The organism is Aeromonas mytilicola subsp. aquatica (assembly GCF_044336385.1).
GTDB classification, from domain to species: Bacteria; Pseudomonadota; Gammaproteobacteria; order Enterobacterales; family Aeromonadaceae; genus Aeromonas; species Aeromonas rivipollensis.
Genome location: NZ_CP172298.1, coordinates 4,511,990 through 4,526,603, shown reverse-complemented (window position 1 = coordinate 4,526,603; position 14,614 = coordinate 4,511,990). Strand labels below are relative to the sequence as shown.

14 protein-coding genes are annotated in these 14,614 nt (G+C 64.8%); 11 read left to right on the top strand and 3 right to left on the bottom strand.

What is annotated here, in order from left to right:
- The first annotated feature begins 3 nt into the window (after positions 1-3).
- On the top strand, positions 4-882 hold the full coding sequence (locus ACFWHB_RS20755; RefSeq protein ID WP_393935609.1) for a VirK/YbjX family protein: 879 nt from the start codon (positions 4-6) through the stop codon (positions 880-882).
- Positions 883-957: 75 nt separating this feature from the next.
- On the opposite strand, the gene coaD is transcribed toward ACFWHB_RS20755, so the two are convergent.
- Positions 958-1,440 carry a pantetheine-phosphate adenylyltransferase gene (gene coaD / locus ACFWHB_RS20750; RefSeq protein ID WP_139744767.1) on the bottom strand — a complete coding sequence of 161 codons (483 nt, stop codon included), beginning with the start codon at positions 1,438-1,440 and terminating at the stop codon, positions 958-960.
- Positions 1,441-1,663: 223 nt separating this feature from the next.
- Between coaD and ACFWHB_RS20745 the strand changes: the two genes are divergently transcribed.
- A complete protein-coding gene (locus ACFWHB_RS20745) occupies positions 1,664-2,707 on the top strand; it encodes a glycosyltransferase family 9 protein (RefSeq protein WP_106885455.1) in 1,044 nt (347 codons plus the stop codon).
- A gap of 58 nt (positions 2,708-2,765) precedes the next feature.
- On the opposite strand, the gene ACFWHB_RS20740 is transcribed toward ACFWHB_RS20745, so the two are convergent.
- A complete protein-coding gene (locus tag ACFWHB_RS20740; protein WP_168236058.1) occupies positions 2,766-3,554 on the bottom strand; it encodes a glycosyltransferase family 2 protein in 789 nt (262 codons plus the stop codon).
- Between the two features lie 225 nt (positions 3,555-3,779).
- Here ACFWHB_RS20740 and waaF point away from each other — a divergent pair, with 225 nt between their 5' ends.
- The 3 genes from waaF to ACFWHB_RS20725 all read left to right on the top strand — a co-directional run bounded on the left by waaF (position 3,780) and on the right by ACFWHB_RS20725 (position 7,159).
- Positions 3,780-4,865, top strand: a complete 1,086-nt coding sequence (waaF, locus tag ACFWHB_RS20735; RefSeq protein WP_395949171.1) for a lipopolysaccharide heptosyltransferase II — start codon at positions 3,780-3,782, stop codon at positions 4,863-4,865.
- A 1-nt stretch (position 4,866) separates the two neighbouring features.
- The gene (waaA, locus tag ACFWHB_RS20730) at positions 4,867-6,132 is read left to right on the top strand and encodes a lipid IV(A) 3-deoxy-D-manno-octulosonic acid transferase (RefSeq protein ID WP_395949170.1); all 1,266 of its coding nucleotides are present in this window, start codon (positions 4,867-4,869) and stop codon (positions 6,130-6,132) included.
- A 145-nt stretch (positions 6,133-6,277) separates the two neighbouring features.
- A complete protein-coding gene (locus ACFWHB_RS20725) occupies positions 6,278-7,159 on the top strand; it encodes a DMT family transporter (RefSeq protein WP_395949169.1) in 882 nt (293 codons plus the stop codon).
- A 230-nt stretch (positions 7,160-7,389) separates the two neighbouring features.
- Here ACFWHB_RS20725 and ACFWHB_RS20720 read toward each other — a convergent pair whose 3' ends face one another.
- Positions 7,390-8,253 carry a YicC/YloC family endoribonuclease gene (locus tag ACFWHB_RS20720; RefSeq protein ID WP_374396006.1) on the bottom strand — a complete coding sequence of 288 codons (864 nt, stop codon included), beginning with the start codon at positions 8,251-8,253 and terminating at the stop codon, positions 7,390-7,392.
- 147 nt (positions 8,254-8,400) lie between these two features.
- On the opposite strand from ACFWHB_RS20720, the gene rph reads away from it, so the two are divergent.
- The 6 genes from rph (at position 8,401) to ACFWHB_RS20690 (ending at position 14,444) form a co-directional block, all read left to right on the top strand.
- Positions 8,401-9,117, top strand: coding sequence for a ribonuclease PH (gene rph, locus ACFWHB_RS20715; protein WP_025328763.1), 717 nt, complete (start codon positions 8,401-8,403; stop codon positions 9,115-9,117).
- Between the two features lie 83 nt (positions 9,118-9,200).
- Positions 9,201-9,854 (top strand): orotate phosphoribosyltransferase, encoded by a 654-nt coding sequence (pyrE, locus tag ACFWHB_RS20710; RefSeq protein ID WP_395949168.1) that lies wholly within the window; start codon positions 9,201-9,203, stop codon positions 9,852-9,854.
- Positions 9,855-10,041: 187 nt separating this feature from the next.
- Positions 10,042-12,453, top strand: a complete 2,412-nt coding sequence (locus ACFWHB_RS20705; protein ID WP_395949167.1) for a heavy metal translocating P-type ATPase — start codon at positions 10,042-10,044, stop codon at positions 12,451-12,453.
- Positions 12,450-12,839 (top strand): Cu(I)-responsive transcriptional regulator, encoded by a 390-nt coding sequence (cueR, locus tag ACFWHB_RS20700; protein WP_005323722.1) that lies wholly within the window; start codon positions 12,450-12,452, stop codon positions 12,837-12,839. The genes ACFWHB_RS20705 and cueR overlap by 4 nt, the downstream gene beginning before the upstream one ends.
- A gap of 156 nt (positions 12,840-12,995) precedes the next feature.
- Positions 12,996-14,150, top strand: a complete 1,155-nt coding sequence (locus tag ACFWHB_RS20695; RefSeq protein WP_395949166.1) for a GGDEF domain-containing protein — start codon at positions 12,996-12,998, stop codon at positions 14,148-14,150.
- 30 nt (positions 14,151-14,180) lie between these two features.
- Complete coding sequence (locus ACFWHB_RS20690; protein ID WP_025328759.1) at positions 14,181-14,444, top strand: YihD family protein; 264 nt, start codon at positions 14,181-14,183, stop codon at positions 14,442-14,444.
- Positions 14,445-14,614: the final 170 nt, after the last annotated feature.

Sequence of the window (14,614 nt, the reverse complement as noted above, 5' to 3'; positions counted from 1 at the left end):
AAAATGGCCCGCTTCCTTTATCCCGATGACAGCGCCCGCAAGACCTTCAATCGCGGCAAGTTCGTGCTGCGTAGTCTGCTCTACCGGCCGCAGTTGAACCGGGTGTTCGAGCTGTTTCAGACAGAACCCCTGAGGGCCCTGCCTGCCCACTATCCCGAGCTGCTCGACAAGCCGATGCGACCCTATCGCTTCGCCTGCTCGACCGTGAACCAGCGAGTCAGGATGGTGGAGGATCACTACCGGCTGCTGCTGGCCCGCTATCCTGACCTGATCGACCCGCTCTATCTGGGGGAGGGGATCGAACTCGGCCGCTACCCCGAGGGCGGCTGCCGCCTGGTGTTGCGCCACGACGGTACCTTCCGGCGGGAGGCCGAACTGGCCCTCTCCATCGTCAACGAGCAGGGGGAGCGGCTCTACAGCTGCGCCTTCTCGCTGGCGGGCAGCGAGCACGATCTGGCGCTGGTGATAGGCTCGGTGCAGGGCCCCGAGCCCGGTGTCGAGCAGCCCCAGGAGCAGGTACGGGCACTGACCAAGGCGGGTCATGGTCTGAGACCCAAGTCGCTGGTGGTGATGCTGGTGATGGCGCTGGCCGGGGCCATGGGGGCAAGCCGTGTCTCGGCCGTGCGGATGAAGGCGCACATCTTCCAGGCCAGACGCTACAGCAAGAAGAAAAAAGCCTGCTTGCAGGCGGACTATGACGAGCTGTGGCAGGAGTTCGGTGCCCTGGATCAGGATGCCAACTTCGTGCGGTTGCAGCCCGTGGTGCGCAAGCCGCTGGAAGAGGTGGCCGCCAAGAAGCGGGCCATGTACCGGCGTCGCTACGCCTGGCTGGACGAGCTGACGCTCAATTGTCAGCAGGCGCTGAACCGCGCGCCGGACTGACGGCCGGGGCGGGAGACCGGGGCTGCGCCAGCTGCCCCGACAAACAGGCTACCCGAGGGTAGCCTGTTTGCGTTGTCACTTGCCCTGTTTGGCGGCGATGGCCTGCGCCACCAGGGGATCGACGAACTGGTGGATGTCGCCGCCGTGCAGGGCGACTTCCTTCACCAGGGTGGAGGAGATGAAGGAGTTCTCTTCCGCCGGGGTGAGGAAGACGCTCTCCAGCTCCGGCATCAGGCGGCGGTTCATGTTGGCCAGCTGGAATTCGTACTCGAAGTCGGAGACGGCGCGCAGGCCCCGGATCAGCACGTTGGCCTGCTGCTCCCTGGCAAAATCCACCAGCAGGCCGGAGAAGCCCACCACCTTGACGTTGGGCAGATGGGCGGTCACCTGCTGGGCCAGCAGGACGCGCTCCGCCAGATCGAACAGCGGCCGTTTGCTCGGGCTGTTGGCGACCCCGACCACCACCTCGTCAAACAGCCTGGCAGCCCGGCCAATCAGGTCGGTGTGGCCGTTGGTGATGGGGTCGAAGGTGCCGGGATAGATTACCTTGTTGGTCATGCTGCTGATTCCTGCAACCGGGAAAATTGGTCGCATTATAGGGGCTGTTGGTGGTTTGTCGCGACCGGGATGGCGCGGATTTCTGGCGCTATGCCCCAGGTTTGATCGCCCAAATCAGGGCCCCTCGGCGTCTTCGCTTGAGAATAGCCCGGCATCAGGCAAGAATACCCGCACCGCGCATCAAGCCTCCCTGCATTGGTGACAGGGAGCAAAGGGATTTTTTATGAAACGTATTCTGGTAGTACGCAATGACAAGATTGGTGACTTCATGCTGGCCTGGCCGAGTTTTGCCATGCTCAAGCGCTCCATGGAGTGTCATGTGACTGCCCTGGTTCCCGCCTACACGGCGCCGCTGGCCCGCCTCTGCCCCTGGATCGACGAGATCATTCTGGATCCGGGGGCCCGGGCCGACAAGGAACAGCAACGCGCCTTGCTGGCCCGCATCAAGGCGGCCGCCTTCGATGCCTCCATCTGCCTCTTCTCCAACACCCGTAACGCCAAGCTGGTGTGGAAGGCACACATTCCCTACCGGCTGGCTCCGGCCACCAAGCTGGCCCAGGTGCTCTACAACCAGCGGCTGGTACAGCGCCGTTCCCGCTCCCAGAAACCGGAGTACGAGTACAACCTGGATCTGGTGCGCCGCTTCCTGGCCGACCAGCAACTGAGCGTGGTGGAGCCCCAGGGGCCCTACCTCAGCTTCGATCCCGAGAGCCTGCAACAGGTGCGCGAGCAGATCGCCAGCCGCTTGAAGCTGGATGCGAGCCGCCCCTGGCTGATGGTGCATGCCGGCAGCGGCGGCTCGGCCAACAACCTCTCCATAGAGCAGTACTCTCGCCTCATCATCAAGCTCAACCAGGCCTGTCCTGAACTGCAGTGCGTGCTGACGGCGGGGCCCGGGGAGGAGAGCAAGGCGGAGCAGCTGGCGGCCGAGCTGCTGGCCCACGGCGGCAACGGCTGGATCTACCGATCCGACGAGGGGCTGCCGAAGTTCTGTCAGGTGATGGCCAATGCCGCCCTGTTCGTGGCGGGCAGCACGGGACCGCTGCACATAGCCGCGGCGCTGGACGTGCCGACCATAGGCTTCTTCCCGGCGCACCGCTCCGCCACGCCGCTGCGCTGGCGTCCGCTCAACAGCGAGGGGCGTCATCTGGCCTTCAGCCCGCCGGAAGACAGCGATCACCCGGAAGACATGAGCCAGCTCGATCCCAAGACAATGGCGGCGGCGATCGCCCGCTGGGCTCCGCCGTTCTGGCGGGCAGAGAGCTGAGAATGCAGACAGGGCCCCTCGGGGCCCTGTCTCGTCATGGGAGTGTCGCCATGCCGGCTTACTTTTGTGCCTGGTCCGGCGCCTGTGGCTGCTGGCGGATCCAGAGGTCGGCGTACTTCGCGAAGGTGGAGTGGGCCGAGAGGATGGCCAGCAGCAGCCCCTGCTTGCCGTCGAGGAAGCCGGCCTTGAGCAGGTACATCTTGAGGAAGCAGCCGACGGCGTGCACCAGTCCCTGGCCGAGGGAACCCTTCTTGCCGCGGGCGGTGCGCTGATCGGCCCAGGCCCTGGCGTAGCCGGCGGATTTCACCAGATAGTGCTCCAGATCCCGGTAGGTGAAGTGCAGCAGGTCGCCGTGCAGGTTGACGATCTTCATGTTGGCGCGCACCTCCACCTTCTCGTGCACCAGCGCCTCGTTGTAGCCGGTGAGCGCCCTGGGATAGAGGCGCAGCACCCGATCCGGATACCAGCCGCTGTGGCGGATAAAGCGGCCGAACACCCAGGAGAGGCGCGGGATCGAGTAGATGGTATCGCCCGCCGGGTTGGCCATAACGGTGGCGATGGCTGCTTTCAGTTCCGGAGTGAGCCGCTCGTCCGCATCCAGCCACAGCACCCATTCCGACTGGACATGGGACTGGGCGAGGCGGCGCTGGCGACCGAAACCGGGCCAGGCCGTGTTGACGAAGAAGCGGGCGCCGAATTCGGCGGCGATGGCGGGGGTATCATCCTGACTGCCGGAGTCCAGGATGACGATTTCGTCCACCAGGCCATCGAGGGAGGCGAGGCAGGCGCGCAGGTTGTCGGCTTCGTTCTTGACGATCAGGACGGCCGCCAGGGTCGGTTTTTTCACGGGTTCTGGACTCTTGTTGGCGCCCGGCGGGCGGGTCATGCTCGGATTGGCGCCCATTCTAGCCTAAAACCCCGGCCGGGGCATGGGCCCGCTCCCCCTTGTGCTGTCCCTGAAGACCTCTTGCGCATCAGGCAGGGATCTTCTGTTATTTCTTCGGCCTTTCTTGGGGCATAATCTCGCCCAGTAACGATTAACCGCCGGGCCAGTCCCGAGAGAAGACGCGCGATGAAGATATTGGTGATCGGCCCCTCCTGGGTCGGCGACATGGTGATGTCCCAGAGTCTGTACAAGGCACTCAAGAGCAATCACCCGGACAGCGAGCTGCATGTGATGGCGCCGGCCTGGTGCGTGGCCCTGCTGGAGCGGATGCCCGAGGTGGACAAGGCCATCCCCATGCCGCTCGGCCACGGTGACTTCAAGCTGGGGGCCCGCCGCCGGCTCGGCAAGCAGCTGGCCGCCGAAAAGTACGATCAGGCCATCATCCAGCCCAACTCCATGAAGTCGGCGCTCATCCCCTGGTTTGCCAAGATCCCGGTGCGTACCGGCTGGAAGGGGGAGCACCGCTTCGGCCTGCTCAACGACATGCGCAGCAACAAGCAGGCCTTCCCGCTGATGGTGGAAGCCTATCTGGCGCTGGCCTACCCCAAGGCACAGATGAAGAGCCGGAGCGACATTCCGTCCATTCCCCATCCGTCCCTGCACGTGGATCTCGTCAACCAGGGCAAGGCCCTGGAGCGGCTCGGCCTGAATCGCGCCCGCCCCGTGCTGGTGCTCTGCCCGGGGGCCGAGTTCGGCCCGGCCAAGCGCTGGCCTGAGGGGCACTACGCCGTGGTGGCCCAGAAGCATCTGGATGAAGGCTGGCAGGTGTGGATCTTCGGCTCCGGTAAGGATGTGGAGGTGGCCAACACCATACGGGACCGGATCAACCCCCTGTCCCGTCCCAATTGTCACGTGCTGGCGGGCAAGACCAGCCTGCACGAGGCGATCGATCTCATGGCCCTGGCGGGTCGGGTGATCGCCAATGACTCGGGCCTGATGCACGTCGCCGCCGCCCTCAACCGGCCGCTGATCGGCGTCTATGGCTCCACCTCGCCGCTCTACACGCCGCCCCTGGCGGACAGGGTCGAGATAGTCCACACCGACATCGAATGCCGCCCCTGTTTCAAGCGCACCTGCAAGTTCGGCCACCTCAAGTGCCTGATCGAGCTGATGCCGGAGCAGGTCATAGAGGCGGGCAAACGGCTAGAGCGCAGTGACGGGGCGGACCTGATCATAGCGCTGCAGTCGGTGGCCGGCGGCGAAGGCCAATAGCATGATCTATCGGCTGCTCTACAACCTGCTGATCCACCTGGGCCTGCCGCTGGCGCTGCTGGCGCTCTACAAGCCCAAAAAAGGCAAGCCCGGCTTCGGCAGGCGCTGGGCCGAGCACCTGGGGCTGGCACCTGCCACCGGGCAGGAGGCGCCGCTCTGGATCCATGCGGTGAGCGTGGGGGAGACGCTGGCCATCAGCCCCTTCATCCGCGCCCTCAAGGCGGAGCAGCCCTCCTTGCCCATACTGCTCACCACCACCACCCGCACCGGCGCCGAGCAGGCGGCCAAGCTCGGGGATCTGGTGGTGCATCGCTATGCGCCGCTGGACTACCCCTGGGCGGTCTCGGCATTTCTGGCCACCTTCAAGCCCCGCGCCCTCTGGGTGATGGAGACAGAGCTGTGGCCGAACTGGCTGGCGGCCTGCGAGGCACGCAACTTGCCGGTGACCATCCTCAATGCCCGCCTCTCCGAGCGATCCTGCCAGCGCTATGGCCGCTTCCAGGGCGCCTTCGATGCCCTCAGCCGTCCGCTGACCCATCTGCTGTGCCAGCACCAGGACGACGCGGATCGCTTCCATCGTCTGGGCATAGGCCGCGAGCGGCTGGCGGTGACCGGCTCCATCAAGTTCGACATCCAGTTTGGCGACGAGGTGCAGGCCCGGGGCCGCGCCCTGCGCCAGCAGCTTGGGCAGGAACGGCCGGTCTGGATCGCCGCCAGCACCCATCAGGGTGAGGACGAGCAGGTGCTGGCCGCCTTCGACCGGGTGCTCAGGGCACATCCGTCTGCCCTGCTGATCCTGGTGCCGCGCCATCCCGAACGTTTTGCCAGGGTGGCCGAGCTGTGCGCCCCCTACGGCTGCGTGCTTCGCACGGCGGGCAGTGCGGTCGGCGAGAGCGACAAAATCTACCTGGGCGACACCATGGGCGAGTTGCCGCTGATGCTGGCGGCGGCCGACCTAGCCTTTGTCGGTGGCAGCCTGGTGAAGATTGGTGGCCACAACCTGCTGGAGCCGGCGGCGCTCGGCAAGCCCTGCCTGACCGGCCCCGCCTACTTCAACTTCAGCGACATCACCCGGCAGCTGGTGGCTCAGGGGGGGGCCGCCGTGGTGGCGGATGCCGATGCCCTGGGCGACAAGGTGATTACGCTGCTCGGCGATGCGGGCGCCCGCCGCCAGATGGGGGAGCAGGCTCGTGCCGTGGTGCTGCGCAACCAGGGGGCGCTGGCGCGCACCCTGTCCCACTGCCTCGCCGCACTGGAAAACGACTAGCGCGGGTGGCTCAGGTGGCCACCTTGTGCCTTATCCCGTGTCCGCCCATAGTCCCGCCTGATCCCGGGGCAGGGGCAAACGCCGCAGGCAATCCGGCCTGCTTTCCTTTATGCTCTGCCCTTTGCCTTGACCCTGTGATGCCCCGATGAACCGCGCTCCCCTGCTGTTGATGATACTGGTCACCCTGCTGGCCGCCGCCGGCTGGCTCTTCTCGAAAGAGGCTATTCGCGAGCTGCCCACCGCCGCCTTTATCGGCAGCCGCTTCCTGCTGGCCGCCCTGCTGCTGTTGCCACTCGCCTGGCTGCGGGAGCCGCCCCCCAGCCGTTCGCAACTGCTGCGTGCCGCCGGGTGTGGCACCCTGCTCGGGGCCAGCCTGCTGTTCTGGGTCACCGCCATCAGCCAGAGCGATGCGCTGGGCAGCGGCGCCTTCATCATGAGCGTGGCCACCCTGATGGCACCGCTCGCCGCCTGGGCCGCCTTCAAGGCCAGACCCGGCCGCCACTACTGGCTCACCCTGCCCATCGCCGTGGCCGGCCTGCTGCTGCTCTCCAGCAGCACCCACTGGGGTGTGTCCCTGTCCCTGTTCTGGTTTCTGGCCGCTGCTGCCACCCTGGGGGTTCAGCTCGCGGTGCACCGCCACTTCGCCCAGTCCATTCCCCCTACCTGGCTCACCTGCATCCAGCTGGCGGTGACCGGCCTGATCGGCACCCTGCTCTCCCTGCTGACAGAGCAGTGGCCCGCCAACATCAGCTCTGGTATCTGGGGCTGGTTTGCCGCCAGCGTCCTGATCGCCACCACCCTGCGCTACTGGCTGCTCACCCACGCCCTGAGCCGGATGACCACGGCCCACGCCGCCCTGCTGATGCTGCTGGAACCGGTCTGGACCCTGATCCTGAGCACCCTCTTCTATGACGAGCCGCTGGGCCCTGCCAAGCTGGCTGGCGCCGGTCTGGTGCTGGGCGCCCTGGTGCTCTACCAGCTCCCCCTGCTGCTGCGCAGCCGCAAGTTCAAAGCGTCAAACGGATAAAAAGCCGCACCCCTGGCAAGAACGGGTGGTTATCAGCAAAAGAACGGGCCTGCTCTTGCAGGCCCGTTCTTTTGGGCAGGGCGTCGCCCCATGGCCGCGCCGCCATTGCCTCGATGACAAGGTGGCTCAGATTGCGGTGGATTGCGCGACGAGGCCATGTCTTTGATCACACTGGGGATATGACATAAAAAAGCCCCCGCGTGGCGGGGGCTGGTGCATCGATGAGGGGGTCACTCGATGTTTTGAATTTGCTCGCGCATCTGCTCGATGAGGACCTTCAACTCGACGGCGGACTGGGTCACCTCGGCGTTGATGGATTTGGAGCCGAGCGTGTTCGACTCGCGGTTGAACTCCTGCATCATGAAGTCGAGGCGACGGCCGCAGGCGCCCCCTTTCTTCATGATCTTGATGGTTTCGCTGATGTGCATCTCCAGGCGATCCAGCTCTTCGGCCACGTCGATCTTCTGGGCCAGCATGACGATCTCCTGCTCGATGCGGGCGGGATCCAGCTCCACCTTGGCTTCGGCCAGGCGATCGGTGAGCTTCTGGCGCTGCCACTCGATGATCTGCGGCAGGTGGACGCGCACCTTCTTCACTTCCACCTGGATGCCGTCCAGACGCTGCTGGATCAGCGCCTTGAGGTTGGCCCCTTCGCTGGCGCGGGAGGCGAGGAAATCTTCCATGGTCAGATCGAAACCGCCGAGCAGCTCGGTGGCGACCGCGTCCATGTCCTGCTCGGCGGCAGCCATGACACCCGGCCAGCGCAGCACGTCGACCGGGTTGAGCTGGCCCTGGCCCGCCTCTTTCATTACCCAGTTGGCGCTGTCGATGATGAGCTTGGCCAGCTCTTCATTGATGTGGAGCTGGCTGGCGGCGGCCTGAGCGGCTTCGAAACGCAGGTTGCACTCCACCTTGCCGCGCTGCAGCTTGGCACGGAAACGCTCACGCAGGACCGGCTCCAGGCTGCGCAGTTGCTCCGGCAGGCGGATGTAGGTTTCCAGATAGCGCTGGTTGACCGAACGAATTTCCCAAACGGCTGTGCCCCAGTCGCCCTTGAATTCCTTGCGGGCGTAGGCGGTCATGCTGTGAATCATTGATTGTTCCGGGCTTGATGAAGTGTGCGGCCAGTATACTCAGCCAGGCTTGCCCCGTCAGCCGATGCCGTGGTTTTAGCGGCTGATATTTGGGGCGGGATCACTTATAATCCCCCGCCAATTTGAGCCAGCCCAGAGGTCAGTCCCATGTCCCGTCCCAGCGATCGCAGTGCCGCGCAAGTGCGCCCGGTTACCATCACCCGCAACTTCACCAAGCATGCGGAAGGATCTGTGCTGGTGGAGTTCGGCCACACCCGCGTGCTGTGCACCGCCAGCGTCGACACCAGCGTGCCGCGCTTCCTGAAAGGCAAGGGTCAGGGCTGGGTCACCGCCGAGTACGGCATGCTGCCGCGCTCCACCCATTCGCGTATGAACCGCGAGGCGGCCGCCGGCAAGCAGAGCGGTCGCACCCTGGAAATCTCCCGACTGATCGCCCGCTCCCTGCGTGCCGCCGTGGACTTGACCGCGCTTGGCGAGCACTCCATCACTGTGGATTGTGACGTGCTGCAGGCCGACGGCGGCACCCGCACCGCCGCCATCACAGGCGCCTGCGTGGCCCTGGTGGATGCGCTGAACTGGATGGTCGAGAAGGGCATGCTCAAGCAGAGCCCGCTCAAGCAGATGATCGCCGCCGTCTCCGTCGGCATGTATCAGGGCGAAGCCATCTGCGATCTGGAGTACGTGGAAGATTCCGCCGCCGAGACCGACATGAACGTGGTGATGACCGAAGATGGCCGCATCATAGAGGTGCAGGGCACCGCCGAGGCCGAGCCCTTCACCCACGAGGAGCTGCTGGCGATGCTGGCGCTGGCCAAGGGCGGCATCGACGACATCATAGCGCTGCAGAAGCAGGCGCTCTCCTGAATTTCTGATTCGAAAAACGCGGCATTGACCGCGTTTTTTTATACCCCCACACCAGTAAACGACAAGCCAAGCAAGGAGCCAGAATGAAAGCCTACCAGCGTCAATTTATCGAGTTCGCCCTGGAGAAACAGGTTCTCAAATTCGGTGAGTTCACCCTGAAATCCGGCCGCAAGAGCCCCTACTTCTTCAACGCCGGCCTGTTCAACAGCGGTCGCGATCTGGCCCGCCTCGGCCGCTTCTATGCCGCCGCCCTGATGGATGCCGGCATCGAATTCGATGTGCTGTTTGGCCCGGCCTACAAGGGGATCCCCATCGCCTCCGCCACCGCGGTGCAGCTGGTGGAGCAGCACGACGTGGACGTGCCCTGGTGCTTCAACCGCAAGGAAGCCAAGGATCACGGCGAAGGCGGCAATCTGGTGGGCAGCCCGCTCAAGGGGCGCATCATGCTGGTGGACGACGTCATCACCGCCGGGACCGCCATCCGCGAATCCATGGATCTGATCCAGGCCAACGGCGCCTCCCTGGCCGGGGTGCTGATCGCCCTGGATCGTCAGGAGAAGGGCAAGGGCGAGCTCTCCGCCATTCAGGAAGTGGAGCGTGACTACGGCGCCCACATCATCGCCATCATCCAGATGAGCGACCTGATCAAGTATCTGGAAGAGAAGCAGGCAGAGCAGCCCGCGCTGGCCGTGCAACTGGCGGCCATGAAGGCCTATCGCGCCCAGTACGGCATCTGACGACTAGGTTCCCTCATCCCCGGCTCTTCTCCCGAGAGGGGAGAATAGGGCAGATCGGCATGCTGCCGAACGCATCAACGGCGCCAACAGGCGCCGTTTTTTATTTGCACAAAAAGTCGGTGCGCTCCCTTGAGCTTGCCCTTACAGTAAAGGTTAAGGTTTGCTGGTCTATCCGAGGAGGATTGTCATGACCATGCATATTCAACTTCCCGTCAGCGGCATGAGCTGCGCCAACTGCGCCAGCCGCATCACCGCCGCCCTCAACCAGCTCGACGGCGTGACGGCCAGCGTCAACTTCGCGCTGGAGCAGGCGGCCATCGAACTCGGTGACCCGGCTCGTCTGCCCGAGGTCCTCGACAGCATCACGGGGCAGGGCTATGGCTACGGCCATGAGACGATCTCCTTCCAAATCAGCGGCATGACCTGTGCCGGTTGTTCGGCTCGGCTGAACAAGATGCTGGCAGCACTGCCTGGCGTCATCTCGGCCGAGGTCAATTTCTCCCTCGAGCAGGCCCGCATCCTGCTAGTGCCCGGCACCCAGACCCCGGCTTCCATGCGCACCCATATAGAAGCGCTTGGCTTCGGTGCCCAGCTGGCGCAAGGCTCAGTCAGCCAGCGCCGTCAGCAACTGCTGGCCCGTGAGGAACAGGAAGCCGCCGCCGCCCGCCAGGCGCTGACTCAGGTTGTTATTTCGGCCCTGCTCACCCTGCCGCTGCTGGTGGGCATGGTCGCCATGGCCGGCCTGCTGCCCTGGCATCTGCCCGCCTGGCTGGAGCTGGTGCTCGCCACTCCGGTGCAGTTCTGGATCGGGGCCCGCTTTTATCGCGGCGCCTGGCTTGCCCTCAAGAACCGCGCCGCCAACATGGATGTGCTGGTGGTGACAGGCACCAGTGCCGCCTACTTCTACAGCCTCTATCTGCTGCTGACCTTAGGCGTGGCCGCCAGCGGCAAGCTCTATTTCGAGGCGAGCGCCATCATCATTACCCTGATTTCACTGGGGAAACTGCTGGAGGCGAGGGCCAGACGCAGTACCCAGTCCGCCATTCGCGAACTGATGGCGTTGCGGCCGGACACCGCCACCGTCTGGCGTGGCGAAGCCTGGCAGAGCGTCGCCATCGACGAGGTGCTTCGTGGCGACAGGCTGCGGGTGCTGGTGGGGGAGCGGGTGCCGGTGGACGGCAAGATCCTGAGTGGTGAGAGCGAGCTGGATGAATCCATTCTCACCGGCGAGAGCCTGCCGGTGCCGCGCGCACTGGGGGATGCCGTGCTGGGCGGCGCCATCAACCGCTCCGGCGTGCTGGAGATCGAGGCCACCACGGTCGGGGAAGACTCCAGCCTCAGCAAGATCATCGCCCTGGTGGAGCGTGCCCAGATGGGCAAGGCGCCGCTGCAACAGCTGGTGGACAGGGTCTCCGCCATCTTCGTGCCCGTGGTCATGGCCATAGCCCTGTTCACCCTGCTGGCCTGGTATGCCTACAGTAACGACTTCGGCCAGGCGTTGCTGGCGGCGGTGGCCGTGCTGGTGATCGCCTGCCCCTGCGCCCTGGGGCTGGCGACCCCGGCCGCCATCGTCACCGGCACCGGGGTGGCGGCGCGTCACGGCATCCTGATCAAGGACGTGGATACCCTGCAGAAGGCCCATGCCATCAAGGCGCTCATCTTCGACAAGACAGGTACCCTGACTCAAGGGCGGCCGGTGCTGGCGAGCTGGAGCGGCACCGACGAGCAACTGCGCCTCGCCGCCGCCCTGCAACAGGCGAGCGAGCACCCGCTGGCGCTGGCGATGCGCGAGGCGGTCGGCAAAGAGGTCGTGCTGCCCCAGCCCGAAGCCGTGGAGGTGCGGGTCGGTGCCGGTATCCTCGGTCAGGTGGCGGGGCACAGGGTGGCTATCGGCAACGCCTCCCTGCTGGCTCAGCTCGGCATTGAGCCGCCACAGCAGGATGAAGCGCCCGCCGACGGCGCGACCCGGGTCTGGGTCGCCATCGACGGCGTGGCGGTGGCGATCGCCGCCCTGGCCGATACCCTGCGCCCAGAGAGCCCCGAGGCCATCGCCACCCTGCGCCAGCGCGGCATCGCCAGCTGGCTGGTGAGCGGTGATGCCCCGGCACCGGTGGCCCATATCGCCGCCAAGCTGGGGCTGGACGGCGCCTTTGACTCAGTGCTGCCTGCGGGCAAGGTGGAGAAAGTGGAGGCGCTGCGCGCCCGTACCCAGGGCCTGGTGGCCATGGTGGGGGACGGAGTGAACGACGCCCCGGCGCTGGCGGCGGCGGATGTCGGCATCGCCATGGGCTCAGGCTCGGATGTCGCCATGGAAACCGCCTCCATCACCCTCATGCGATCTGATCCGCGGCTGGTGGCCGATGCCATCGACATCTCGGCGGCCACCTGGCGCACCATACAGCAGAACCTGTTCTGGGCCTTCGTATTCAACATCATCGGCATTCCGCTGGCGGCACTGGGCTATCTCAGCCCCGAGCTGGCAGGGGCGGCCATGGCCCTGAGCAGCATCACGGTATTGAGCAATTCCCTGTTACTGAAACGCTGGCAGCCCAGGGCGGGCGGCCAGCGCCAATCTGAATCGAAAAGGAGTCATCCATGAACATCAGCAAGGTTGCCAAGGCCACTGGGCTGTCTGCCAAGACCATTCGCTACTACGAGAGCATCGGCCTCATCTCGGCACCTGTGCGCAGCGACAACGGCTATCGCAGCTACACAGACGGCGCCCTGCGGGAGCTGCGCTTCGTCAAGCGGGCGCGGGAGACCGGCTTCAACCTGGAGGAGTGTCAGGAGCTGCTGGCGCTCTATCGGGACGAGCACAGGACCAGCGCCCAGGTGAAGAAGCTGGCGCAGGAGAAGATCGTCGATCTGCGGGCCCGGATCGCCGGTCTGCAGGCCATGCTCAGCTCCCTGGAGGAGGTGGTGGGGTGCTGCCACGGGGACGCGAATCCACAATGTCCCATACTCGACGAACTCGAGAAGGGCTGAGGTAGCCCGGGCAGGCCGGGGCGGCCCGGGATCCCGCCTGTGCTGCGCGGCGCACGGCGGATTGGGGGCTGAGTGGCTGCTTAATAGCGGGCGATTGATTGTTGAGCAGGAAAAGGGAGTGCTAAACTGTGCGGCTCTTGTACAGGGAGTACCCAGTTGACCCAGAGTGTGAATCACCAGGTGCGGCGGGCCATCATGGTCCAACTCTATACCCACGCCTCCTTCAGCCTGCCTTGTCTGGCGCTGCTGGCGATCAGCTGGAGCCTGCTGTTCCACGACTACCTGCCTGCCGGGGAGGCCCTCGGCTGGCTTGGCCTGGTCTTCCTGCTGTTGCTGGGTCGCTGGTGGCACCTGCGCTGGCGTCAACCCAGGTTGACGGAGCTCCCGCTGCCGGTGCTGGAGCGGGAGCTCTTCATCGGGGTGACCATCACCTCCATCATATGGGCCCTCGGCGTGCTGCTCTACATGGACAGACTGCCGGACACCTACCGCGCCGCCATGATGATGCTCACCAGCCTGATCCTCACCGGCAGTGCCATCATGCTGTTCGGCAGTCGTCGCACCCTCTACGGCGCCGTGCTGCCGCTCGGATTTGCCATGCTGTTCGAACTCAGCGACGGCAACGAGCAGGAGCGGATCGTCTCCTGCATGCTGGCGGGTTACCTGTTCGTGTTCCTGCCGACCCTGCTGCGCCGGTTGCGCCGGGATCAGGTGGCCTCCCTTTACCACAGTTTCTCCAACGCCGATCTGGTGGCAGAGCTCAAGGCGGTCTCGGAGCATCTCAAGCTCACCTCCCGCCTGGACGGCCTGACCGGCATCGCCAACCGGGCTCACCTGGACGACACCCTGGCGCGAGCCTGGCGCCGCTGTCACAGGGCCAGGGCGCCCCTCTCCCTGGTGCTGGTGGATGTGGACTACTTCAAGCAATTCAACGATCACTATGGCCACCAGCTGGGGGACCAGTGCCTGCAGCAGGTAGCGAGCCTGCTGGCCGAGGTGCTGCGGCGGGAGGACGATCTGGCCGCCCGTTACGGCGGGGAGGAGTTCGCCCTGCTGCTGCCCTGCACCACCTTGCAGGGGGCCATGCAGATCGCCGAACAGGTGCAAGCTGCCCTGCGTACCCTGGGCATTCCCCACCACAAGTCCCGGGTATCCGGCCGGGTCAGCTGCAGCTTCGGGGTGGCGACCCTGGTGCCGGATCAGCACAACTCCATCGCCGAGCTTATCCAAAAAGCGGATGCGGCCCTCTATCAGGCCAAGCATAATGGCCGGGATCGTATCGAAGTAGCCTTGATGGGTAAGGTTGCCTGAGTTTCACATGACAGATTAAAGAGGTCGTCTATGCAATGTCATCGTATCGAAGAGCTGCTGGAGCTGCTGCAGCCCGCCTGGATCAAGGAGCAGGATCTCAGCCTGGTGCAATTCATCGCCAAACTGGCGGCAGAGGCCGGCTATGAGGGCGCCCTGTCCGAGCTGACCGACGACATGCTGATCTACCACCTCAAGATGCGCGAATCCGACAAGCAGGCGATGATTCCGGGCCTGGCCAAGGATCATGTTCCGGACTTCAAGGAAGCCCTGCTCAAGGCCCGCGGCATCAAGTAACCCGACCGCCGGGTTGCCGGAAGAGGAAGGTTTCAAGAGAATCTCTAAAAAGGCCCATAGTCAACTGGCTATGGGCCTTTTTTGTTGCCTGAAATTGCGACGGCACTCGAACTATAGATACATTTAACCCACACAATTAGCAGGCTGTTTAAGATATAATCGCCTTCATA